A 22,284-nucleotide genomic window follows, 5' to 3' on the forward strand; every position below is an offset into this window, starting at 1 on the left:
ACCGGCTCGGGGCATTAAATTCGCGCCCTCGGCGGCCTGCTGATCGCATCGGTCACAAAAAAAGTTCGAAATATCAGCCAGATCGTGCGACACACCGGCTCAATTGGCAGATGGCCTCACGCAAACCCCTCTACCGTGTGAGGCGTGAGCAGCAGCGGCCTCATCTACGCAGTCATTGTCGGGGCCTGGGCCGCCTACTTGGTGCCGATGTGGCTCCGTAGGCAGGACGAGCTGAACGAGGCCCGTCCGACGGAACGCTTCAGCACAGCCATCCGGTTGCTGTCCGGACGGGCGGGGATGGAGCGCCGATACGCCAAGGACCTGCGCGCGCGCTCCGCCGACGAGGGGGAGCCCGGCGCCGATGACCCGGACGATGTCACCGAGTCGGTGGACGTCCGGGCCTTCGCCGTACCTCCGACCCGTCCGCAGACCCAGGCGGCGGTCCAGTCGGCGGCGGTCCAGGCGCAGGCGCCCGAACACGGGTCCAGACCGGCACCGGAACGCGGCAACGCCGGCGCACCCGAGCCGGGCGCCGGCCCCGCGAACCAGGAACGCAAGCGGGTGCCCGCCGCCCGGCGTCCCCCGTCCGCGGAGGCGGCCGCGGCACGGGCCCGGCGCTCGAAGGTGCTCGCGCGCCGACGGCGCACCACGATGATGCTCTTCCTCGCCTTCACGCTGGGCACGATCGTCGCCGCGATCGGAGGGCTCGCGTTCCTGTGGGCGCCAGGCGTTCCCGCCGTACTGCTCAGTGGCTACATCGCGTACCTGCGCTCCCAGGAGCGCCGCCGCTTCGCGTACCAGATGGACCGGCGCCAGGCCGAGGCCGCCGCGCAGCGGCTGCGTGAGCACGCCCGCCAGTCGCGCCGGCGCGGCACCGCCGACGGCGGTGACGGCGTCGACGAGTCCGACGAGGGGCCCGAACCAGGCACGGACACCGGGCTGGCCGCGCTCGCCGCGGACCGGCGCGCCCTCGTCGAGCAGACCGATCACGCCGAGTGGGTCGACCAGCAGCGCGAGCGGCAGCGGCGGCCGGGGCAAGGAGAGAGCTGGGATCCGGTCCCGGTGCCGTTGCCGACGTACGTGACCGCCCCGGTCGCTCCGCGGGCCACCTCCGACGTGGATCTCGGAGCGCCGGACGCGTGGAGCTCGGCGCGGTCCAGTTCCGTCGCGCGGGACCGGGAGACGGGCGTCGACGCCGGGGACGGTTCCGCGCGGCGCGCGGAGTCCGCGGACCCGGCTCGCGGCGAGGAGCAGGCCGAGGGCGGTGGCCGCGGCGACGCCCTCCCGCACGCTCGAACCCGCTCGCGCGGGGGGAACCCCACGGCCGCCTCCGCCCGCCGGGCACGTGAGCGGGGTCGTACGCCGCTGTTCGACCAGTACGAGGACGGCGACCGACCGCGGGCGGCGAACGAGTAGCCGGCGGTCGGATGGCGGCGGGGCGGCCGACCAGGAACGGATTTTCAAGCAGGCCGATCGGGGTGCTAAAGTTTCACTCGTTGCAAGGGCCTGTGGCGCAGTCCGGTAGCGCACCTCGTTCGCATCGAGGGGGCCAGGGGTTCAAATCCCCTCAGGTCCACAGCAACGACTCTCCAAGGAAACTCGGGGAGTTGGCGAGATCCCGTCCGATCAGTTGATCGGGCGGGATCTTTTCGTGTCCCGGGCGCAGCGTGTCGAGGGGGAGCATGTCGAGGGGCAGCGTGGAGAAGGTCGCCGCAGAGTTACCGGTGAGCCGCTCGGCGCCGCTGCGGAACGCGGCCTTCCGGCGGTTCCTGTTGGCCAACCTCGTCTCCGCCACCGGCTCCGCCATGGCACCGCTCGCGCTCGCCTACTCCGTGATCGGGGAGGGCGGCGGCGCCGGGGACCTCGGACTGGTACTGGCCACGAACACCGTGCCGACCGTCCTGTTCCTCCTTGTGGGCGGAGTGCTCGCGGACCGGCTGTCCCGCAGCCGGATGCTGTTCCTGGGCAATCTGGTGGCGGCCGCCGCCCAGGGAGCGCTCGCTGTGATCGTCGCCACAGACCATGCCTCGACGACCTCCATCGCCGCCTGCGGTTTCGTCTCGGGGACGGCGCTGGCCTTCACCGTGCCCGCCGCGCAGGGCGCCGTGGGCCAGATCGTCCCCGCGGAGCAGTTGCAGCAGGCCAACGCCCTGCTCAGGCTGCCGGGCAACGCGGTCAAGGTGCTGGGGCCGGCCATCGGCGGAGTCGTCGTCGCGGTCAGCGGTCCGGCCTGGGCGCTGGCCTGGGACGGGCTGACGTTCGCCGTGGCCGCCGTACTTCTGTTCGGGCTGCGTCTGGACGCGCCCGTCACCGTCACCAGTGCGCTCGGCGATCTGCGCGAGGGATGGTCCGGCTTCTGGTCGCGGACGTGGCTGTGGACCTACACGGCGGCCGGGGCCGTCCTCGTCGCCGCGTGGCTGGCGGGGTTCCAGCTGCTCGGGCCCGTCGTCGCCGCGCAGCACTACGCGGGGGCGCGGGACTGGGGGCTCGTGCAGGGCGCGTTCGCGGCGGGGCTGCTGGGCGGGACGGTGGTGTGCCTGCGCTGGCGTCCGTACCGCCTGCTCATGGTGTCCGTCGTGGCTAGTCTGCCGCTCGCCGCGCCGTTGCTCGCGCTGGGCTGGCAACTGCCGCTGCCCTGGGTGATGTCGGCCACGTTCCTCGCGGGGGTCGGGCTGGACGTGGCGATCGTCGCGTGGGCGACCGCCTTCCAGCAGCATGTGCCGCAGGGCGAGTTGGGGCGTATGAGCGCGTTCAACAGTGTCGGCGAACGGCTGGCCATTCCGCTCGGCTATCTGCTGACCGCCTTCGCGGTCGGCATGTGGGACAACCGGGGCGTGCTGGTGGCCTGCGCCGGTCTCGTCGCCGCCGCCGTCGTCCTCAACCTGTGCGTGCGGGACGTGTATCGCGTCAACCGGCGTGCTGCTGACGGCTGATGGCGGACGTCGGAAGGCTGACGCCGGGCCGCGTCACAGCGCCTTGGCGTAACACAGGCTCAGCTCATGGAAGCGGTAGTAACCGAACTTCTCGCACGGCTCGTACCCGCTGGACGTGTACAGCGCCACCGCCTCCGGCTGCTTGGCCCCGGTCTCCAGCACCATGCGCCTGCGCCCCGCCGCCCGCGCGTCCTCCTCCAGGGCGGCCAGGATGCGTCGCGCCAGGCCCCGCCCGCGCATCTCCTCGATGACGTACATCCGCTTCAGCTCGGCGTCCCCGTCCGCATTGCCCTCGCCGTTCTCGTCCTGGGTGCGCCAGCCGCCGGAGGCGACGGGGCTGCCGAGCGCGTCGTACGCGATCAGGTACAGGCCGTTCGGCGGGTCGAAGTCCGTCGGAGCGAGGGGAGTGGCGTCCCCGTCGTCGCCGTAGCGGACGCCGTACTCCGCCTGGACTTGGTCGTTGAGCTTGAGGGCGTCGGGGTGGTCGAAGGAGACCCGGCGTATGTCCATGCCAAATACCGTATATCAGTTCAATTTCGTGGGGGATCCAGAACCGGACCCGTTCCAGTGTGCCGGTATCGTGCCGGGGTGCTCACTGTGACCTCTGTGAATGTGAACGGGCTGCGGGCCGCCGCGAAGAAGGGCTTCGTGGAGTGGCTCGCCGGTACCGAGGCCGATGTGCTGTGCCTGCAGGAGGTGCGCGCCGAGCCGCAGCAGCTGCCGGAGCAGGTCCGCACGCCCGACGGCTGGCACGTCGTGCACGCGCCCGCGGCCGCCAAGGGCCGGGCCGGCGTCTCCCTCTACACCCGCCGCGAGCCCGACCGCATCCAGGTCGGCTTCGGGTCGAGTGAGTTCGACGACAGCGGGCGTTACGTCGAGGCCGATCTGCCGGGCGTGACGGTCGCCTCCCTCTACCTGCCCTCCGGCGAGGTCGGCACCGAACGGCAGGACGAGAAGGTCCGCTTCATGGGCGAGTTCCTCGCCCACCTGAAGGCCCTGCGCGAGCGTGCCGCCGCCGACGGCCGCGAGGTCCTCGTCTGCGGCGACTGGAACATCGCCCACCAGAAGGCCGACCTGAGGAACTGGCGCGGCAACACCAAGAGCTCCGGCTTCCTGCCGGAGGAGCGGGAGTGGCTCTCCCGGGTGCTCGACCCGGCGGACGGCGGCTATGTCGACGTCGTACGGGCGCTGCATCCGGAGGTGGAGGGGCCGTACTCGTGGTGGTCGTACCGCGGGCGGGCCTTCGACAACGACACCGGATGGCGCATCGACTACCACGTCGCCACGCCGGGGCTGGCCGCCAAGGCGCTCAAGGGGTACGTCGAGCGCGCGGCGACGCATGCCGAGCGCTGGTCGGACCACGCGCCGGTGACGGTGGTCTACGACCGTTAGTCGCGCTCGTCGCGCTCGTCGCGCTCGTCGCGCTCGTCGCGCTCGTCCCGCTCATCCTGCTTGTCCCGTTCGTTCTGCTTGCGCAGTCGCCGGTCCAGGGCCAGGGAGAGTTCCGCCTCCACCACGCTCCGGGCGAGCGGGCGCAGGCGGTGCAGGTCCTCCTCGTGGGTGTGACGCAGGACCAGGTCGGCGAACAGCTCCGCCAGCTCGTCGACGTGTTCCCGTACCCGCTTGCCGGCCGCCAGGACCTCCGCGAGCGGGATGCCCTCGCGGACCAGGGCCGAGGAGACGTCCAGGAGGCGGCGGCTGATGTGGACGATCTCGTCGCCGTCGGTGCCGAGGTAGCCGAGTTCCAGGGCGGCGGCGAGGTTCTCGGGGGTGACCTGGCCCTCGAAGCGGGCGGCGAGCTCCTCGGGGGTGAGGCGGACCGGCTCCTCCTCGGTGGGGGCGGCGACGCCGAGGAGGTCGGCGACGTCCCGGCCGTTGTCGAGGGCCTCCGCCAGTTCCGCGATGCCGCTGAGGGTGTGGCCGCGTTCCAGCAGGGCCGCGATCGTGCGCAGGCGGGCCAGGTGGTGGTCGTCGTACCAGGCGATACGGCCCTCGCGGCGAGGCGGCGGGATCAGCTTGCGTTCGCGGTAGAAGCGCAGGGTGCGCACCGTGATGCCGGCCAGGCGGGCCAGCTCCTCCATGCGGTATTCACGCTTCTCGGTCACCTGGGCACCTTAGTTCGTACCGAGGGTAACTTTCCTCGGCCGGCCCCCTACCGGCCGGTACGGTCCTCCTCTACTCTCCCCAATGCGCCAGTGTTCACTGGCATGGTTCCGGGTGAAGTGTGGAGGCACAGGCATGGCCGAACGCGAACATGTGCGGGTCGCGGTGGTCGGGTCCGGGTTCGGCGGGCTGGGGGCCGCCGTCCGGCTGCGGCGCGAGGGCATCACCGACTTCGTCGTCCTGGAGCGCGCCGGCAGCGTCGGCGGGACCTGGCGGGACAACAGCTATCCGGGGTGCGCGTGCGACGTGCCGTCCCATCTGTACTCGTTCTCCTTCGCCCCCAATCCCGACTGGCCGCGCACCTTCTCCGGGCAGGAGCACATCCGCGCCTACCTGGAGCACGTCACGGACGTCTTCGGACTGCGCCCCCACATCCGCTTCGACTCGGAGGTGAAGCGGATGACCTGGAACGGCGAGCGGCTGTGCTGGGACATCGAGACCACCGGCGGGGAGCTGTCGGCCGACCTCGTCGTCTCCGCCACCGGGCCGCTGTCGGACCCCAAGATCCCCGACATCCCGGGGCTGGAGTCCTTCCCCGGCAAGGTCTTCCACTCCGCCCGCTGGGACCACGACTACGACCTGCGCGGCAAGCGCGTCGCCATGGTCGGCACCGGCGCCTCCGCCATCCAGATCGTGCCGGCCATCCAGCCCGAGGTCTCCCGGCTGACCCTTTTCCAGCGCACCCCGCCGTGGGTCATGCCCCGCATCGACCGCGCCATCAGCGGCGCCGAGCGCGCCCTGCACCGGGCCCTGCCCGTCACCGCGCAGCTGCGCCGCGGACTGCTGTGGGGCATCCGGGAGTTGCAGGTCCAGGCGTTCACCAAGCGGCCCGGCGAGCTCGGGTTGGTCGAGCGGCTCGCCAAGCGCAACATGGCCCGCTCCATCAAGGACCCGGCCCTGCGCGCCAAGCTGACGCCCGACTACCGCATCGGCTGCAAGCGGATCCTGCTGAGCAGCGAGTACTACCCGGCGCTCGCCCAGGCGAACGTGGACCTCGTCGCCGGCGGCCTGAGCGAGGTCCGCGGCTCGACCCTCGTCGCCGCGGACGGCAGCGAGGCCGAGGTCGACGCGATCGTCTTCGGCACGGGGTTCCATGTCACCGACATGCCCATCGCCGAGCGGGTGGTGGGCGCGGAGGGCAGGACGCTCGCCGAGGTGTGGAAGGGCGGGATGGAGGCGCTGCGGGGCGCGTCCGCCGCCGGGTTCCCCAACTGGATGACGCTCATCGGGCCCAACACGGGACTCGGGAACTCGTCCATGATCCTGATGATCGAGTCCCAGCTGAACTACCTGGCCGACTTCGTGCGGCAGTTGGACGTCCTCGGTGGCCGGGTGGCCCTGGACGCGCGGCCGAGCGCCGTGCACGCCTGGAACCGGCGGGTGCAGGACCGCATGAAGCGGACCGTGTGGAACACGGGCGGTTGCACGAGCTGGTACCTCGACGTGAACGGCCGCAACACCACCATCTGGCCCGGTACGACGACCGAGTTCCGGCGGGCCACGCGGCGCGTGGACCTGTCGGAGTACGCCGTGGTGCGAGCCACCGTCAAGGAGAGCGCCGAGGTGACCGCGTGAGCCGTCTCATGCACGTGAAGTCCGGGCCGTACGCCCCGCCCGCCCCCGCCCGTGAGCTGACGGCCGAGTCCGCCGACGGAGCGCGCCTGCACATAGAGGTGCACGGCCCGCAGGACGCCCCCGCCGTGGTCCTCGCGCACGGCTGGACCTGCTCGACCGCCTTCTGGGCGGCGCAGATACGCGACCTCGCCGTCGACCACCGGGTCATCGCCTACGACCAGCGCGGCCACGGACGCAGCCCGGCGAGCCCGGCGTGCAGCGCCGACGCCCTCGCCGACGATCTCGAAGCCGTACTGAAGGCGACCCTCGCACCCGGCGAGCAGGTGGTGATCGCCGGGCACTCGATGGGCGGCATGACGGTGATGGCCGCCGCCGGCCGCCCGGCGCTGCGGGAGCACGCGGCCGCCGTTCTGCTGTGCAGCACGGGCGCCTCGCGGCTGGTCGCCGAGTCGACGGTCCTGCCGATGCGGCCGGGGCGGCCGCGGACCTGGCTGACCCAGCGCGTCCTCGGCTCGCGGGCGCCGCTCGGGCCGGTCACGCCGGTCGCCAGGGCGATCCTCAAGTACGCGACGATGGGCCGCGGTTCGGCCCCGCACATGGTCGAGGCGTGCGCGCGGATCGTGCACGCCTGTCCACGCAAGGTGCGCCACGCCTGGTCGCACGTGCTCGACCTGCTCGATCTCGACCACGGGGTACGGGAGTTGGCGGCGCCGACCGCCGTGATCGTCGGCACGGCCGACCGGCTGACCCCGCCGGTGCACGCGCGCTCGCTGGCCGCCGCGCTGCCCAACTGCCTCGGCGTCACCGAACTTCCCGGCCTCGGGCACATGACACCGGTCGAGGCACCCGAGCTGGTGACCGGACGGATACGGGAACTCGTCACGGCGTACGCGCGGGACCGGACGTACCCGCAGGACGACACGTACCCGCAGGTCGGCACGTACCCACAGGTCGGCACGTACCCGCAGGTCGGCACGTACCCGCAGGTGAAGGAGGGCGCATGAGCAGGGTGAGCCTCGAAGGACAGGTCGCCGTCGTCACCGGAGCGGCGCGCGGCGTCGGGGAGCTGCTCGCCCGCAAGCTCTCCGCGCGCGGCGCGAAGGTGGCACTCGTCGGGCTGGAGCCGGACGCCCTCAAGCAGGTCTCCGAGCGGCTGCACGGCGACAGCGACCACTGGTACGCCGACGTCACCGACCACGAGGCGATGGCGCGGGTGGCCCGGGAGGTCAAGGAGCGGTTCGGGAAGGTCGACATCGTGGTGGCCAACGCGGGCGTGGCGACCGGCGGGCCGTTCGCCGACTCCGATCCCGAGGCGTGGCGGCGGGTCATCGAGGTCAACCTCATCGGATCCGCGGTGACGGCGAGGGCGTTCCTGCCGGTGCTGATGGAGAGCCGGGGGTATCTGCTCCAGATCGCCTCGCTCGCGGCGATCACCCCGGCGCCGATGATGACCGCGTACTGCGCGTCCAAGTCGGGCGTGGAGGCGTACGCGCACAGTCTGCGGGCCGAAGTCGGCCACCGGGGCGTGCGGGTGGGGGTCGGGTACCTGTCCTGGACCGACACCGACATGGTGCGCGGGGCCGATCAGGACGACGTCATGCGGGAGTTGAGGCAGCGGCTGCCGTGGCCGTCCAACAAGACCTATCCGCTGGGGCCGGCGGTCGACCGGATCGTGGCCGGCATCGAGCGGCGGGCCGGCCATGTGTACGGGCAGTGGTGGCTGCGCGGGATGCAGGGCGTGCGCGGATATCTGCCGGCGATCATCGGGACCGTGGGGCAGCGGGAGATGCGGCGGTTCGCGGGGCGGCTGGAGGGGATGCGGACGGGGCTGGTCGGGGCGGGCGGCGCCGCCGATGAGCAGGAGCGGATCACTCGGCGTGACTGATCGACATGCGGGGGGTAATCGCCCGTGTGAATCTGGTCGAGGCCCCATCGAGGGGCCTACCCCCCCACCCACTACGGGAGTGAACCCACATGGGCATGAAGGACCAGTTCCAGGAGAAGTCCGAGCAGCTCCAGCAGCGTGCGCAGCAGGCCCGGGAGCAGGCTCAGCAGCGCGGGCGTCAGCAGCGGCCGCAGCGCGACGAGGAGCCGGAGCGGACGCGTGAGCGTGAGGACGAGGAGCGCTTCGACGAGGACTACGACCGGTAGCCCGCCGCTGCGCTCGGCTTGAGCCGATGAACGCGGGGTGCCCCCTGTTCGGGTGGGCGCCCCGCGTTCGCGTTCCTCAAGAGCGCGGGGGAAGCTCTGGTCGCGACCGGTTGGGAACGTGTGCGTAGTCCGGGGGCGTCGCCGGCGGGTTGGTCTCCAGCAGCTCCAGGGCCAGTTCCACCGCGTCCGCCAGTTGGGCGTGGCGGCCCTCGGCCCAGTCCAGCGGGGTGCGCAGGACCTCCACGTCGGGGGTCACGCCCCTGTTCTCGATGGACCAGCCGTACGCGTCGAACCACGCCGCGTTCATCGGGACCGTGATCACCGTGCCGTCGCCCAGGCGGTGGCGGCCGGTCATGCCGACGACTCCGCCCCAGGTGCGCTGGCCGACGACCGGGCCCAGTTTGAGGAGCTTGAAGGCGGCCGTGATCATGTCGCCGTCCGAGGACGTCGCCTCGTCGGCCAGGGCGACCACCGGGCCGCGGGGCGCGTTCGAGGCGTACGACACCGGCTGGGCGTTGCGCGTGAGGTCCCAGCCCAGGATCGTGCGGGTCAGCTTCTCCACGACCAGTTCGCTGATGTGGCCGCCCGCGTTGCCGCGTACGTCGACGATCAGCGCGGGGCGCGACATCTCCATGCGCAGGTCCCGGTTGAACTGGGCCCAGCCCGAGCCGCCCATGTCCGGGATGTGCAGATAGCCGCAGCGGCCGCCGCTCAACTCCCGTACCACGGCACGGCGTTTGGCGACCCAGTCCTGGTAGCGCAGCGGGCGTTCGTCGACCAGCGGGACCACCGCCACCCGCCGGGCCCGGCCCGTTGCGCCCTCCGCCGGGGTGAAGGTCAACTCGACCGTCGTGCCGCCGGAGCCGGCCAGCAGGGGGTACGGCCCAGTCACCGGGTCCACCGGGCGGCCGTCGACGTGGGTGAGGACCGCGCCGTCTCTGATGCCGGTGCCCGCCAGCGGGGAGCGGGCCTTGGAGTCGGACGACTCGCCGGGCAGGATGCGCTTGACCACCCAACCCTCCTCCCGGCGTACGAAGTTGGCGCCCAGCAGGCCCTGCCAGCGCTGGTAGTGCGGCGGGCCCTCGTTGCGGCGGGCGGCCGCGACGTAGGCGTGCGAGGTGCCGAGTTCGCCCAGCACCTCGCGCAGCAGGTCCGCGAACTCGTCGGGCGAGGCGACCCGTTCGACCAGCGGGCGGTACTGGGCGAGGACCGCGTCCCAGTCGATGCCGCACATCCCCGGCTCCCAGAAGTACGCCCTGATCAGCCGGCCCGCCTCCTCGTACGCCTGCCTCCACTCCGCCGTCGGGTCCACCTTGTGCAGGATGCGGCGCGAGTCGATCCAGACCGTCGTGTCGCTGTCGCCGGTCTCGGTGGCGGGCACCGCGCGCAGGTCGCCCTCGTCCAGCAGGACCAGGCGGGTGCCGTCGCCGCTCACCGCGAACCAGTCGAGATGGTCGACGAGTTCGGACTTCTTCGCCTTGCTGATGGTGAAGTGTTCGAGGGTCGGCCGCCCCGTCGTGTCGTCCGGGTTGGCGAACGTCTCGCCGAGCGCGCCCGAGATCGGCCAGCGCAGCCAGACCAGCCCGCCGCCCGCGACCGGGTGCAGAGCGGAGTACTTGGAGGCGGCGACCGGGAACGGGGTGACCCTGCTCTCCAGCCCCTCGGCCTCGACGGTCGTCGTCCCCGCCTCGCCGCCCTCCTCGTCCTCCACCGGGTCCAGGCCACCGGCCGCGGGGCGGCCCTCGGGGTTCAGGGCGAAGGGGGAGGGGGTCGCGGAGGACAGCGGGACCAGGTAGGGGCGGCAGCCGAGGGGGAAGGAGAGGTCGCCGGTGTGGACGTCGTAGACCGGGTCGAAACCGCGCCAGGAGAGGAAGGCCAGGTAGCGGCCGTCCCGGGTGAACACCGGGTTCTCGTCCTCGAAGCGTCCGTTGGTGACGTCGACGATCAGACGGTCCTTGATCCGGGCCAGCTTGATCTGGCGCAGGGAGCGGCCGATCCCCGGATGCGACCACGTCAGCCAGGTCCCGTCCGGGGAGAACGCCAGGTCCCGCACCGGCCCGTTGACCGACCGGATCAGCTCGGTGACCTCGCCGTCGGAGTCCTCCGTCACGTCGAGGAGCAGCAGCCGTCCGTCGTGCGCGGCGATCGCGAGGCGCTCCCCGTTCGGGTCGGCGACCATCTCCAGCACCCGGCCCAGCTCGCCCGAGGCCAGCCGCCGCGGCTCGCGGTCGCCCGTCGCCCGCGGAAGGTAGGCGATCTCGATGGCGTCCTCGCCCTCCGCGTCCGTCACATACGCGACCTGGCCGGCCGAGCCGAGCATCTCCGGGAGCCGGACCCGGACGCCGGGGGTGTCGGTGATGGTGCGGGCCGGGCCGTCCCGGTGGGTCAGCCAGTACAGGCTGCCCCGTACGACGACGGCGCTCGCGCGGCCCGTCTCGTCGACGGAGATGCCGTCGACGTGCTGGGCGGCGGGCACCTGGTACATACGGCGTCCCGCGCCCGGCCCGCTCAGCCGTACGTCGAGCTTGCGGGGCCGGGAGTCGGCGGCGAGGTCGTCCACGATCCACAGGTCGCCCGCGCACTGGTACACCACCCGGGTGCCGTCACCGGAGGCGTGGCGGGCGTAGAAGGCGTCGTGGTCGGTGTGCCGGCGCAGGTCGGAGCCGTCGTAGGCGCAGGAGTAGAGGTTGCCGACCCCCTCGTGGTCGGAGAGGAAGGCGATGCGGCCGCCGACGAACATGGGGGAGTGCAGGTGGCCGCCGATGTCCGGGAGCAGGCGTTCGCCGTGCAGCCACAGTCGGCCCGTCGCCCCGCCCCGGTAACGCTTCCAGGCGGCCGGCTCGTGCGGTGGGGTGCCGGTCAGGAGCAGGGTTTTGCGCTCGCCGTCGAGGTCGGCGACCTGGATGTCGGAGCAGGGGCCCCAGGGGAGCTTGCGGCCGGGGTCGCCGTCGGGGCGGACCTTGTAGGCCCAGGTGAAGTGGGAGAAGGGCTCGCCGTGGGAGGCGACCGCGAGGATCACGCCGTCCGGTGTCCAGCCGCACACCTGGGTGTCCGCCGAGCCCCAGTGGGTGAGCTGGGTGCCCGGGCCGCCGTCCACCGGGACCAGGTGGATCTCGGGGACCAGGCTGCGCCAGCTCGTGTACGCGATGTGCCGGCCGTCGGGGGAGAAGCGGGGGTGGCCGGTCTTGGTGCGGTCCACGGTGAGCCGCCAGGCGCGGCCCGGGCTGTCGAGAGGGGCCAGCCACAGGTCGTCCTCGGCCACGAAGCACAGCAGATCGCCGCTCAGGTGCGGTAGGCGCAGGTAACTCACCTCCCCATGCTTTGCCCCGGGGCGGACAGGGGCAAGTCGTGCGAAACGGGTCGGTCGTCGGTGTGCGGCGGCTCGCGTGACCCAGAACACGAACGAAACCGTTTCGTTTCGCTTGAGGGTGGGGTACCTTCTTGGTGTACGAAACCGTGTCGTTCGGAACCGGGTCGTTCGGAGTGGGAAGGTGAGAACGGTGACCGAGGCCGCAACGGGCCGTCGCAGTCGTATCACCCCTGAGCGTGAGGCCGAGCTGTACGAGGCCGTGCTCGACCTGCTCCGGGAGGTGGGCTACGACGCCCTCACCATGGACGCCGTGGCGGCCCGCACCCGGTCCAGCAAGGCGACGCTCTACCGCCAGTGGGGCGGCAAGCCGGAGCTGGTGGCGAAGGCGATCCGGCACAACAAGCCGGGCAGCATCTCCGACATCGACACCGGATCCCTGCGGGGCGACCTCCACGCCCTGACGGCACGCGAGGACGACTGCTCCATGCAGCAGAACGCCGCGCTGATGCGCGGGCTGTTCATGGCGGTGCACGCCAACCCGGACCTTCTGACGGCGTTCAAGGAACTGCTGATCGAACCGGAGATGGAGGAGTTCCACCGGGTCGTGCAAAGGGCCGTCGACCGCGGCGAGGTCCGCGCCGACTGCCCGGCGCTGGACTACGTGGTGCACATGCTCGTCGGCGCCTTCGCCACCCGCACCCTGATCGACGACCGGCCGCCGACGCAGGCGTTCCTCATGTCGTACATCGACGCCGTGGTCCTCCCCGCCCTCGGCGTTCCCGTCAACTGATTCCCCTCGACTGATTCCCGTCAGCTGATCCCCGTCGCTGACGAGTTCCCTGAGCAAGCCCTCCACCTGACGTAACCGCTCACGTCGTCGGGCTGATCACCCCTGCCCAAGAACCGACCCACGACCTGACCGGGAGACGCCTCCGTGGCCACGTTTCTCTACAAACTCGGCCGGCTCGCCTTCAGGCGACGGCATTTCGTCGCCCTCATATGGGTCGCGCTGCTCGCCCTCGCGGGCGTCGGCGCGGCCGGCGCCCCCACCGCGGGCTCCACGTCCTTCTCGATCCCCGGCACCGAGGCGCAGAAGGCGTTCGACCTGCTGGAGCAGCGCTTCCCCGGCATGAGTGCCGACGGCGCCACCGCCCGGGTCGTCTTCAAGGCGCCGGACGGTCAGAAGATGACGGACGCCGCCAACAAGGCGACCGTCGAGGAGACCGTCAAGGAGCTGTCCGACGGCTCCGAGGTGGTCTCCGTCGCCGACCCGTACACGGCCAAGGCCGTCAGCCGGGACAGCACGATCGCGTACGCGTCGGTGCGGTACGACGTCTCCGGCATGGAGCTGAAGGACTCCTCCCGGGAGGCGCTCCAGGACGCCGCACAGGACGCGCGGGACGCCGGGCTGACCGTGGAGGTCGGCGGTGACGCGCTCCAGACGACACCCGAGACCGGCACCACCGAGATCATCGGCATCGCGGTCGCCGCGGTCGTCCTCGTCATCACCTTCGGCTCGCTGATCGCGGCCGGGCTCCCGCTGCTGACCGCCCTGATCGGCGTCGGCATCGGCATCTCGACGATCACCGCCCTGGCCGACGCGCTGGAGCTGGGCTCCACGACCTCGACGCTGGCGATGATGATCGGCCTCGCGGTCGGCATCGACTACGCCCTGTTCATCGTCTCCCGCTACCGCGCCGAGCTGGCCGAGGGACGCGAGCGCGAGGATGCGGCCGGCCGGGCCGTCGGCACCGCGGGCTCGGCGGTGGTCTTCGCCGGCCTGACCGTGGTGATCGCGCTGGTCGGCCTGTCCGTCGTCAACATCCCGATGCTGACGAAGATGGGCGTCGCGGCCGCGGGCACGGTCGTGATCGCGGTGCTCATCGCGCTGACGATGATCCCGGCCCTGCTCGGCTACGCCGGCCGCAAGGTGCGGCCCGCCGGAAAGAAAAGCCGGTGGATGGGCGGCGACCGGGCGGAGAAGAAGGCCGCCTCCGGCCAGGCCAAGCCGAACATGGGCACCCGCTGGGCCGGCTTCGTCGTACGCCGCCCGATCGCCGTGCTGCTGCTGGGTGTCATCGGCCTCGGCGCGGCCGCCGTCCCCGCGACCTCCCTGGAGCTGGGTCTGCCCGACGACGGTTCGCAGCCGACGTCCACGACCCAGCGCCGCGCCTACGACCTGCTCTCCGAGGGTTTCGGACCCGGCTTCAACGGCCCGCTGATGGTCGTGGTCGACGCCAAGGACAGCGACGACCCGAACGCCGTGTTCAAGGACGTCGGCGACGACATCAAGGGGATCGAGAACGTCGTGACGGTGACGCCGGCGACGCCCAACAAGGCGGGCGACACGGCGACGATCACGGTGATCCCGGACGCCAAGCCCTCCTCCGTGACGACGGAGGACCTCGTCCACGCCATCCGCGACAAGGGCGCGCAGGTGAAGGCCGACACGGACGCGACCGTGCTGGTCACCGGCTCGACGGCGATGAACATCGACGTCTCGCAGAAGCTGAACGACGCGCTGCTGCCGTATCTGGCCCTGGTCGTGGGCCTGGCCTTCCTCCTGCTGATCCTGGTCTTCCGCTCGATCCTGGTCCCGCTGAAGGCGGCGCTCGGCTTCCTGCTGAGCGTCATGGCGGCACTCGGCGCGGTGGTCGCGGTCTTCCAGTGGGGCTGGCTCGCGGGCCTCATGGGCGTGGAGGAGACCGGCCCGGTGATGTCCATGATGCCGATCTTCATGGTCGGCGTGGTCTTCGGCCTGGCGATGGACTACGAGGTGTTCCTCGTGACGCGGATGCGCGAGGCGTACGTCCATGGCGAGAAGCCGAGCCAGGCGGTGGTGACCGGCTTCAAGCACGGCGCGAGGGTCGTCACGGCCGCGGCCGTGATCATGATGGCGGTCTTCGCGGGCTTCATCGGCTCGTCCGAGTCCATGGTCAAGATGATCGGCTTCGGCCTGGCGATCGCGGTCTTCTTCGACGCCTTCGTCGTGCGGATGGCCGTCGTCCCGGCGGTCCTGGCCCTGCTCGGCAAGCGGGCCTGGTGGCTGCCGAAGTGGCTGGACCGCGCCCTGCCGAACGTGGATGTGGAGGGCGAGGGCCTGCGGGCGCGGGCGGAAACGGGGAAGAACACCGACCCCGACGAGGACCGCGCACTGGCGCGCGTCTGACCAGCCGCCCTTGAGCAGACCGGCCGGTGACGGCTCCGTGGGGACGGGATGCCCTCACCGGCTTCCCTTCCCGGACCCCAGCGCCGGCCGAAACCTGTTCGCGTGTGCCGTACACGCGCCGCTAGCGTGCCGTGCATGACGACGACCGACGAGCCTGACCGGACCGGTGCCTCCGGAGCCCATCCCCTTTTCGCCGAGGCACTCGAAGAGTTGGGGCTCAGCGAGCTGCACGGGCGGATCCGCCGGTTCCCGGACGCGACCCGTACCGCCGCCGAGGCCGCCGCCGCGATCGGGTGCGAGCTGAGTCAGATCTGCAAGTCGCTGATCTTCGCGGCGGACGGGGCGCCGGTGCTGGTGCTGATGGACGGGGCCTCGCGGGTCGACGTGGACCTCGTCCGCGAGGAGCTCGGCGTCGAGAAGGTCACGCGGGCCAAGGCGGACGTCGTACGGGAGAGCACCGGGTACGCCATCGGGGGCGTACCGCCCTTCGGGCACCGTACCAAGACGCGGGTGCTCGCCGATCGGTCGCTGCTGGAGCACGAGGTCGTGTGGGCCGCCGCGGGCAACCCGCACGCCGTGTTCCCCATGGCGCCCGAGGACCTCGTCGTGCACGCCGGCGCCACCGTGGTGGACGTGCGCGAGCAGCCGCAGCCGCCGACTTCGTGACCCCGCTGGTCACCGCCGCCGTTCTGCTGGCGGCGGTCACGCACGCCAGTTGGAACGCCATCGCCCACCGGATCACCGACAAGCTGGTGGCGTTCACGTTGATAGCCGGCGGCGGGGTGCTGATCGGCGCGGCCCTCGCGCCCTTCGCGGCGTTCCCGGCGGCGAAGGCATGGCCGTATCTGCTGGCCTCCGCCCTCGTCCACATCGTCTACTTCGTGCTGCTCATGAAGTCCTTCCGGCTCGGAGACTTCGGGCTGGCCTACCCCCTCGCACGTGGCAGCGCGCCGCTCGTCGTCGCCGTGCTCGCCGCCGTCGTCGCGCACGAGGTGCCGGACGGGTGGGCCGCCGCCGGGATCGCCTTCTCCTGTGCGGGACTCACCGGCGTCGCCCTGTGGGGGCTGCGCGGGCACCGGCCCGACTGGGCGGCGATCGGCGCCGCGTTGGCGACCGGGCTGAGCATCGCTGCGTACACCGTGATCGACGGGCTCGGCGTACGGGCCTCCGGGTCCTCCCTCGGCTACATCGCCTGGCTGATGGTGGTGGAGGGCCTCGCGATTCCGGCGTACGCCGTCTGGCGCTGGCGTGGCCGAACCGTGGCCGTCCTGCGCCCGTTCGCCGCCCTCGGCCTGCTCGGCGCCGCGCTGTCCGTCGCCGCGTACGCGCTGGTGTTGTGGGCGCAGACGAAGGCGGAGCTGGCGCCGATCGCCGCGCTGCGGGAGTCCTCGATCATCGTGGGGGCCGCCATCGGGGCCGTGTTCTTCAAGGAGCGGTTCGGTGCGCCCCGGATCGCGGCGGCGGCGCTGGTGGTGGTGGGGATCGGGATGATGTTGCACGCGGGCTAGGGCCTGTCGTTCGGATCACGCCGACGCCTCCGCCACGCGCGGGGTCTGTGACGGATCTGTGATTCCAGGGCATCGACGGTGTCGGTCCAGGCACCCTAGATTCACACGGGACGGCATCTGTGATCTGCCCAAAGGAGGACATGTGGCCGAGAGTCCGGACTCGGGCAAGCAATTCGACGACTCCGAACTCCTGGAGATGTCCCAGGGCGACCCGGCGCAGGCGAGACTGCTGCGCAAGTCCCTGGAGACCCTCGCCGCGGGGCACGGCGGCGACGCCCTGAAGGAGATGGCGCAGGAGGTCCTCTCCGGGCGGGCCGGCCTGCGGGACGCGGCGAACGTGTCCGCGTACGCCGACCAGTTGATCGAGCAGGCGGCCCCCATGGCGGAGAAGTGGGCCTCGCTCTCCGAGGCCCAGCGCGAGGAGTTGGCCGCCGAGGGCAGGCGTCTGATCGCGGCGGAGCAGGAACAGATCGACGAGGAACGACGCGCGGCGCCGGACAAGGGCGGCAGCAACAAGTCCCGGCACGACGGCCGGGGCTGGTCACTGTACTGACGGGGGCGGGGAACCAACCGTGGGTTTTCGAGTAGAACCGGATGCCATCCAGGGCTTCGCCTCGCTCGTCGGGCGGGGCGCCGACGACGCCGCCAAGGCCGTGGAGTTCGCGAGCAACAACACACAGATCGACAAGGCGGTCGGAGGGCAACTCTGGGATCTCGTCGCAGGGGACCACGACCAGTACGTGGACTCCGCCAAGAAGGCCCTGGGGAAAGTACAGAGCGTCCTCAACTCCTCGCGGACGGAACTGTCCAAGTCCGCCAAGTACTACCGTGAGACGGACGCGGAAGAAGCCGCGAAGATGGACGCCACCTACCCGGGCTCCAAGGGGGGCGGGGGCGCACCGTCCGCAGGCGGCAACGGAAGCGACTTCGCCGATGCGCAGGACGCCTCCGGCCTCCTGAAGAAGCCCGAGGGGGACAGCGACAACCCGCTGGTCAAGTACGCCCAGGGACACGTCGACGAATACAACATGAACCCGGTCCAGAAGACCCTCGGCACCATCATGGACCTGGGCAGCCCGTCGACCGTGGCCGTGGAGGCGGTGAAGCTCCTCTTCGGCGTCGACATCTTCGGCGAGATCAACAACTGGGTTCTGGGTGACTGGAACACATACAAGGACTGCGCCGAAGTCTGGGGAAAGCTCGGCTCGTTCTGCGACGCGGTGGCCGCGAACCTGAAGAAGGGCACCACAAACGTCGGCGTGACCTGGGAGGGCAACGCCTACGACGCCGCGAAGGTCTACTTCGACGAGTTCAGCAAGAAACTCGCCGACTTCAAGGAGACCTTCGATTCCCTGAAGTCCTGCTACAACGCGGCGGCGCAGGAGGTGTTCCAGCTCGCCGAAATCCTGAAGGCCGGGGTCGTCTTCATCGCCGACATGGCGATCATCTGGATGGCCAACATGGCCGCGGCCACGGCGGTCAACGCCATCCCGATCGGCGGGCAGGCGGCGTCCGTCGCCATGTTCGCCCTGGCCGCGGCGCAGGCCGTCATGATCATTCAGAGGTTCGCCGCTCTGGTGAAGGCGTTCGACGCGACCATGCTGGCCATCACCACGCTCGGGGCGGCGATGTCCGTGGCGGTCAACGGCTTCTCGGCGGCCGACGGCTTCCCCGAGGCCAGCTCCGCCGGCTACGACAACCAGGTGGTCTCCTGAGATGCCCTCCTTCCCCTACTCGGGCGAGAGCCTTGAGCAATTCCTCTCCCGCGCGCGGATGATGTCCGCGATGGCCGTCCCCGTGTACCTGGCCCTCCTGATCTTCCTCACGAACGAGGAGGGCTGGCACTGGAGCTTCCTGGTGCTGTGCGTCCTCCCGCCCGTCGCCGCGGTGTCGGGCTTCCTGGGCAAGCGGGACATCCGGCCGGGGCTGGCGGTGACAGCGCTGGTCATGGTGTTCGCCCCACTGCCGCTGATCGGCGGGCTGGAGGCGTTGTTCTAGGCCGCTACGAGGTGCACGCCGCGGGTGACAGTCGTGTGACGCCGGACAGGTCGTGCGCCGTCACGCTGTTGCGGTCGGTGACCGAACGGCCCAGGGCGTGGTGCGGCCACAGACCCGCGGCGACCCGTCGGCTGCGCTCGCTCCACTGCCGGGCCGCGGCGTCGCCGGCCTTGTAGTGGTTGAGGGCGTAGCCGCCGGAGTGGATGCGCAGCAGGGTGAAACCGCCCGGGTACTCCTTGGCGGCGGCCACCTCCTGCTGGGTGACGTGCGGGGCACGCACCAGCACCGTGCGCTTGTTGCGGTGCGTATGGCCCGCGTGGTGGAGGAAGACGCCGGGCGCGGAGGCGTAGGCGTCGACGACGGCGCGGGCCTGGCGGCGCTCCAGGCAGTGGCCGCGCGTCACCGGGAACACGGAGTCCCGTACGGTCAGCGGATGGTGGCCGAAGACGAGGGTCGGCTGATCCGGTGCCTCCCTCAACCGCGCCCGGAACCACGCCAGTTGCTCGGGCCCGAGCCCGCCGGCGTCGGCGCCGTTGCCGGGCTTGTCGTAGGTGTCGAGGCCGATGATCCGCAGCCCGCCGAGGTCACGGGCGAAGTACCCCGGCCCGTCGCCCCCGGCCGGGAACGCGGTGCGGAAGGCGCTGTCCCCGCAGCCGTCGTTCCCCCAGCTGTCGTTCCTGGAGCGGTCATGATTGCCGCGTACGACGAAGTAGTCCCGCCCGTGCGTGCCGAACCCGTCCAGGATCCGCCGGGCCTCGCCCAGATCGTGCGCCGACCCGCCGGCCGAGATGTCGCCCCCGGCCAGCAGCAGGTCCGCCCCGCGCCGCCGGGCCTCCTCGACCAGCGCCCGGCTCATCAGCTCCGGATACGGCGCGCGCCCCGGTTGCTGCGACACCCCGCGCGGCAGAGGCAGGCCGCCCACGAGGCCCGCGGTGGTCTCGCCGAGGTGCAGGTCGTTGCAGAGCGCGACCGACAGCAGGTGCCGGCCGGGCGGGGGCTGCGGTGTGGTGAAGGAGTACGGTCCGCCGCCCGTGCCGAACCCGAACGTCGACGTGCCCACCGCGTTGCCGCGCACCAGGTGCAGCGGGGTCGGCGTGGCGGCCACGCCCCGTGAGCGAGCCTGGTAGTAGTACGTCTGCCCCGGCTCCAGGTCCGTGAGCTCGACCTGGTGGTGGGCGGTCGGCACGCCCTCGGCCGCGGTGCGGTTGAGCCGGGTGGGGTGGGTGCCGTAGACGACCTCGCCCTCGGTGATCGCGGGCAGGGGGTGGCCGAAGCCGTCGTTGGTCCCGGGGATCCCGGTGTACCAGGTGATGACGGCGCGGTCCTCGGTCAGGGTGACCAGTTCGAGGTTGACGGCGGCCAGGGCGTCGGGGTGGTGGGAGCGCGCCCGCTGCACGGCGGCGGAGGCCGACCGCAGCAGGGCGGGGGCCAGGCGCGCGCCGGAGCGCAGCACCTCGCAGGGGCCGGGGAAGGCCGACAGGGCCGCGAGAGCGGGCAGGTGGGCGGAGAAGCAGCAGCGCATGTCCTCGATGCGGCCCGGGTGGTTGGCGAGGGAGGTGGCGGTGGCGGCTGGGCCAGGTCCACCGGCGCGCGACAGCTCCATGAAACGCGACATCTCCATGGAAGCAGGGCGAAGGCGGTCATCACAGTGAGTGTGCCGAGTCTCACTGATCCCGAGATGCCGTGGGAGTCGGCGGCGGGGCGCCGCTGACCGCTGACCGCTGACCGCTGGGCCTGCCGAGCTCGGTGAGCCGGGTCGCCCGCACCAAGCCGTCCGGACCCGCGCCGCGATCCGAGGAGTTCGCCGAGCCCGACTAGTCGGCGGGCCCTTCCGAGGCGCACCCTGGAAGCAGGTCTTCCGGAGGTGATCGTCATGATGCACACCGCAGTGGGATGGCATGTCGAGCTGGAGTTCCAGGAGGACGACCAGCACACGCGGGCGGTCGCGCTGGTGCGCCTGCCCGACGGCACCGAGGTACGGGCCCACGGGCACGCCACACGGCACCACACCGACTCCAATCAGCCGCGGGTCGGTGAGGAGATCGCCGGGGCCCGCGCACTGAACGAGCTCGCGATGCAGATGCTCACCAAGGCGCACAGCGAGATCGACGCGGCGTCCGGGCGCACCTCGCACCCGATCCACGTGTGAGCCGCCGTCCTCGACGGCTAGGGGCCTGTTGCGCGGCCGCCCTTCGGGCGACGACGCCACTTTCGCAACAGGCCCTAGGCCCCGCCGAGCGACGCCCGCACCGCCCGTATCAGTCCCTGCGCCCTCGGATCCGCCGTCACGGTCTTGCGGAAGCCGTTCGTCACATAGCCGAACGCGATCCCCGTGTCCGGGTCGGCGAAGCCGAGGGCGCCGCCGCGGCCGGGGTGGCCGAAGGAGCCCGGTCCCAGCAAGGGGGACGCGGTGCCGTGGAGCATGTAGCCGAGGCCGAAGCGGGTGTTGACGACCAGCACGCGGTCCGGGCCCGCCGACTCCTCGGCGCGGGCCAGCTCCACCGTCGCCGGGTCGAACAGCCGTACGCCGTCGACGTCGCCGATCAGCGCCGCGTAGAAACGGGCCAGACCGTCGGCCGTCGCGATGCCGTTCGTCGCGGGGAGGGCGGCGGCCCGGTAGGCGGGGTCGTTCTGGTCGGGGAAGGGGGTGATCGCGGCGAACGCGCGGCGGGTGAGGGAGCCCGGGTCCTCGTACGCCTCGGTGACCGAGCGCTTCGGACGCGCACGCAGCCCACCCGCCGGCTCGGGCCCCTCGACCCGGCCGGCCCGCCCCACCCGGCCCGCCTCCGCCTCCGGCAGCCCCAGCCACAGGTCCGCGCCGAGCGGGCCGGCGATCTCCGCCGCGATCCACTCGCCGGCCCATCGCCCCGTCACCCGCCGCACCAGCTCGTCCAGCAGCCAGCCGTACGTCAGCGCGTGGTAGCCGTGGTCGGTGCCCGGTTCCCACGCGGGCGCCTGCGCGGCCACCGCCTCGGGGCCGTTGCGCGGGTCCAGCGCCTCCTCGGGTGTGAGCGGGCGGTCGAGGACGGGCAGCCCGGAGCGGTGGTTCAGCACGTGCCGCACCAGCAGTCGTTCCTTGCCGTGCGCCTTGGACTCCGGCCAGTACTCGCCCACCGGAGCGTCCAGGTCCAGCTCCCCGCGCTGATGCAGGATCAGGGGTACGGCGGCGGCGACGCCCTTGGTTGCCGAGCGCACGATCTGCGCGGTGCCGTGCCGCCAGGGCAGCGTGCCGTCGACGTCCTGCGTGCCGGCCCACAGGTCGACGACCTTGCGCCCGTCCCGGTACACGGCGACGGCGGCGCCCCGCTCCCCGAGCGTGGCGAAGTTCCGTACGAACGCCTCCCTGACCGGCTCGAAGCCCTCGGCCACTGTGCCGTTCACGTCCACGCCCGTGCTCCCTCTGCGACTGACCGTCCGGTGTCCGATGCGCCTGCGACAGTCAGTCCAACATGGGGGCAGCGCCTGCGATTCCGATGT

General features: G+C 71.7%; 20 protein-coding genes and 1 tRNA gene. 16 read left to right on the top strand and 5 right to left on the bottom strand.

Features of this window, described 5'->3' with window-relative positions; translation table 11 throughout:
* Window positions 1–144 precede the first annotated feature (144 nt).
* The 3 genes from glpR to ABZ078_RS04180 all read left to right on the top strand — a co-directional run bounded on the left by glpR (window position 145) and on the right by ABZ078_RS04180 (window position 2,933).
* On the top strand, window positions 145–1,416 hold the full coding sequence (gene glpR / locus ABZ078_RS04170) for a gephyrin-like molybdotransferase receptor GlpR (protein WP_356571413.1): 1,272 nt from the start codon (window positions 145–147) through the stop codon (window positions 1,414–1,416).
* 86 nt (window positions 1,417–1,502) lie between these two features.
* Window positions 1,503–1,576: transfer RNA gene (locus ABZ078_RS04175), tRNA-Ala, on the top strand.
* A gap of 106 nt (window positions 1,577–1,682) precedes the next feature.
* Entirely contained in the window at window positions 1,683–2,933 is a 1,251-nt protein-coding gene (locus tag ABZ078_RS04180) for an MFS transporter (RefSeq protein ID WP_356571415.1), read from the top strand.
* Window positions 2,934–2,966: 33 nt separating this feature from the next.
* Here ABZ078_RS04180 and ABZ078_RS04185 read toward each other — a convergent pair whose 3' ends face one another.
* Window positions 2,967–3,443: a GNAT family N-acetyltransferase gene (locus ABZ078_RS04185; protein ID WP_356571417.1), complete on the bottom strand. Its 477-nt coding sequence runs from the start codon at window positions 3,441–3,443 to the stop codon at window positions 2,967–2,969.
* A gap of 78 nt (window positions 3,444–3,521) precedes the next feature.
* Between ABZ078_RS04185 and ABZ078_RS04190 the strand changes: the two genes are divergently transcribed.
* On the top strand, window positions 3,522–4,325 hold the full coding sequence (locus ABZ078_RS04190; RefSeq protein WP_356571419.1) for an exodeoxyribonuclease III: 804 nt from the start codon (window positions 3,522–3,524) through the stop codon (window positions 4,323–4,325).
* Here the strand turns inward: ABZ078_RS04190 and ABZ078_RS04195 are convergent.
* Complete coding sequence (locus ABZ078_RS04195) at window positions 4,322–5,038, bottom strand: MerR family transcriptional regulator (protein WP_356571420.1); 717 nt, start codon at window positions 5,036–5,038, stop codon at window positions 4,322–4,324. The genes ABZ078_RS04190 and ABZ078_RS04195 overlap by 4 nt on opposite strands.
* A 133-nt stretch (window positions 5,039–5,171) precedes the next feature.
* Here ABZ078_RS04195 and ABZ078_RS04200 point away from each other — a divergent pair, with 133 nt between their 5' ends.
* From ABZ078_RS04200 to ABZ078_RS04215, 4 genes are all read left to right on the top strand, one after another.
* Complete coding sequence (locus tag ABZ078_RS04200; RefSeq protein ID WP_356571422.1) at window positions 5,172–6,671, top strand: NAD(P)/FAD-dependent oxidoreductase; 1,500 nt, start codon at window positions 5,172–5,174, stop codon at window positions 6,669–6,671.
* Window positions 6,668–7,675 carry an alpha/beta hydrolase gene (locus ABZ078_RS04205; protein ID WP_356571424.1) on the top strand — a complete coding sequence of 336 codons (1,008 nt, stop codon included), beginning with the start codon at window positions 6,668–6,670 and terminating at the stop codon, window positions 7,673–7,675. Before ABZ078_RS04200 ends, ABZ078_RS04205 begins: the two co-directional genes overlap by 4 nt.
* Window positions 7,672–8,556: an SDR family oxidoreductase gene (locus tag ABZ078_RS04210; protein ID WP_356571426.1), complete on the top strand. Its 885-nt coding sequence runs from the start codon at window positions 7,672–7,674 to the stop codon at window positions 8,554–8,556. Before ABZ078_RS04205 ends, ABZ078_RS04210 begins: the two co-directional genes overlap by 4 nt.
* An 89-nt stretch (window positions 8,557–8,645) precedes the next feature.
* Window positions 8,646–8,822, top strand: coding sequence for a hypothetical protein (locus ABZ078_RS04215; protein ID WP_356571428.1), 177 nt, complete (start codon window positions 8,646–8,648; stop codon window positions 8,820–8,822).
* A 76-nt stretch (window positions 8,823–8,898) separates the two neighbouring features.
* Here ABZ078_RS04215 and ABZ078_RS04220 read toward each other — a convergent pair whose 3' ends face one another.
* A complete protein-coding gene (locus ABZ078_RS04220; protein ID WP_356571430.1) occupies window positions 8,899–12,132 on the bottom strand; it encodes a S41 family peptidase in 3,234 nt (1,077 codons plus the stop codon).
* Between the two features lie 190 nt (window positions 12,133–12,322).
* On the opposite strand from ABZ078_RS04220, the gene ABZ078_RS04225 reads away from it, so the two are divergent.
* From ABZ078_RS04225 to ABZ078_RS04255, 7 genes are all read left to right on the top strand, one after another.
* Window positions 12,323–12,922, top strand: a complete 600-nt coding sequence (locus tag ABZ078_RS04225; RefSeq protein ID WP_356571432.1) for a TetR/AcrR family transcriptional regulator — start codon at window positions 12,323–12,325, stop codon at window positions 12,920–12,922.
* Window positions 12,923–13,066: 144 nt separating this feature from the next.
* On the top strand, window positions 13,067–15,301 hold the full coding sequence (locus tag ABZ078_RS04230; RefSeq protein ID WP_356571434.1) for an MMPL family transporter: 2,235 nt from the start codon (window positions 13,067–13,069) through the stop codon (window positions 15,299–15,301).
* Window positions 15,302–15,436: 135 nt separating this feature from the next.
* Entirely contained in the window at window positions 15,437–15,967 is a 531-nt protein-coding gene (locus ABZ078_RS04235; protein ID WP_356571436.1) for a YbaK/EbsC family protein, read from the top strand.
* On the top strand, window positions 15,964–16,809 hold the full coding sequence (locus ABZ078_RS04240) for a DMT family transporter (RefSeq protein ID WP_356571438.1): 846 nt from the start codon (window positions 15,964–15,966) through the stop codon (window positions 16,807–16,809). Before ABZ078_RS04235 ends, ABZ078_RS04240 begins: the two co-directional genes overlap by 4 nt.
* 142 nt (window positions 16,810–16,951) lie before the next feature.
* Window positions 16,952–17,362: a hypothetical protein gene (locus ABZ078_RS04245; RefSeq protein WP_356571439.1), complete on the top strand. Its 411-nt coding sequence runs from the start codon at window positions 16,952–16,954 to the stop codon at window positions 17,360–17,362.
* Between the two features lie 19 nt (window positions 17,363–17,381).
* Window positions 17,382–18,524 carry a type VII secretion target gene (locus tag ABZ078_RS04250; protein WP_356571441.1) on the top strand — a complete coding sequence of 381 codons (1,143 nt, stop codon included), beginning with the start codon at window positions 17,382–17,384 and terminating at the stop codon, window positions 18,522–18,524.
* Between the two features lies 1 nt (window position 18,525).
* Window positions 18,526–18,807 carry a hypothetical protein gene (locus ABZ078_RS04255; RefSeq protein ID WP_356571443.1) on the top strand — a complete coding sequence of 94 codons (282 nt, stop codon included), beginning with the start codon at window positions 18,526–18,528 and terminating at the stop codon, window positions 18,805–18,807.
* Between the two features lie 4 nt (window positions 18,808–18,811).
* On the opposite strand, the gene ABZ078_RS04260 is transcribed toward ABZ078_RS04255, so the two are convergent.
* Window positions 18,812–20,329, bottom strand: a complete 1,518-nt coding sequence (locus ABZ078_RS04260) for a metallophosphoesterase family protein (RefSeq protein ID WP_356571697.1) — start codon at window positions 20,327–20,329, stop codon at window positions 18,812–18,814.
* Window positions 20,330–20,680: 351 nt separating this feature from the next.
* Here ABZ078_RS04260 and ABZ078_RS04265 point away from each other — a divergent pair, with 351 nt between their 5' ends.
* Window positions 20,681–20,956 carry a DUF1876 domain-containing protein gene (locus tag ABZ078_RS04265; protein WP_356571445.1) on the top strand — a complete coding sequence of 92 codons (276 nt, stop codon included), beginning with the start codon at window positions 20,681–20,683 and terminating at the stop codon, window positions 20,954–20,956.
* Between the two features lie 74 nt (window positions 20,957–21,030).
* On the opposite strand, the gene ABZ078_RS04270 is transcribed toward ABZ078_RS04265, so the two are convergent.
* Window positions 21,031–22,194, bottom strand: coding sequence for a serine hydrolase domain-containing protein (locus ABZ078_RS04270; RefSeq protein WP_356571447.1), 1,164 nt, complete (start codon window positions 22,192–22,194; stop codon window positions 21,031–21,033).
* Window positions 22,195–22,284 lie beyond the last annotated feature (90 nt).

This window comes from Streptomyces sp. NPDC006385 (assembly GCF_040612485.1).
In the GTDB taxonomy this organism is placed as follows: Bacteria; Actinomycetota; Actinomycetes; order Streptomycetales; family Streptomycetaceae; genus Streptomyces.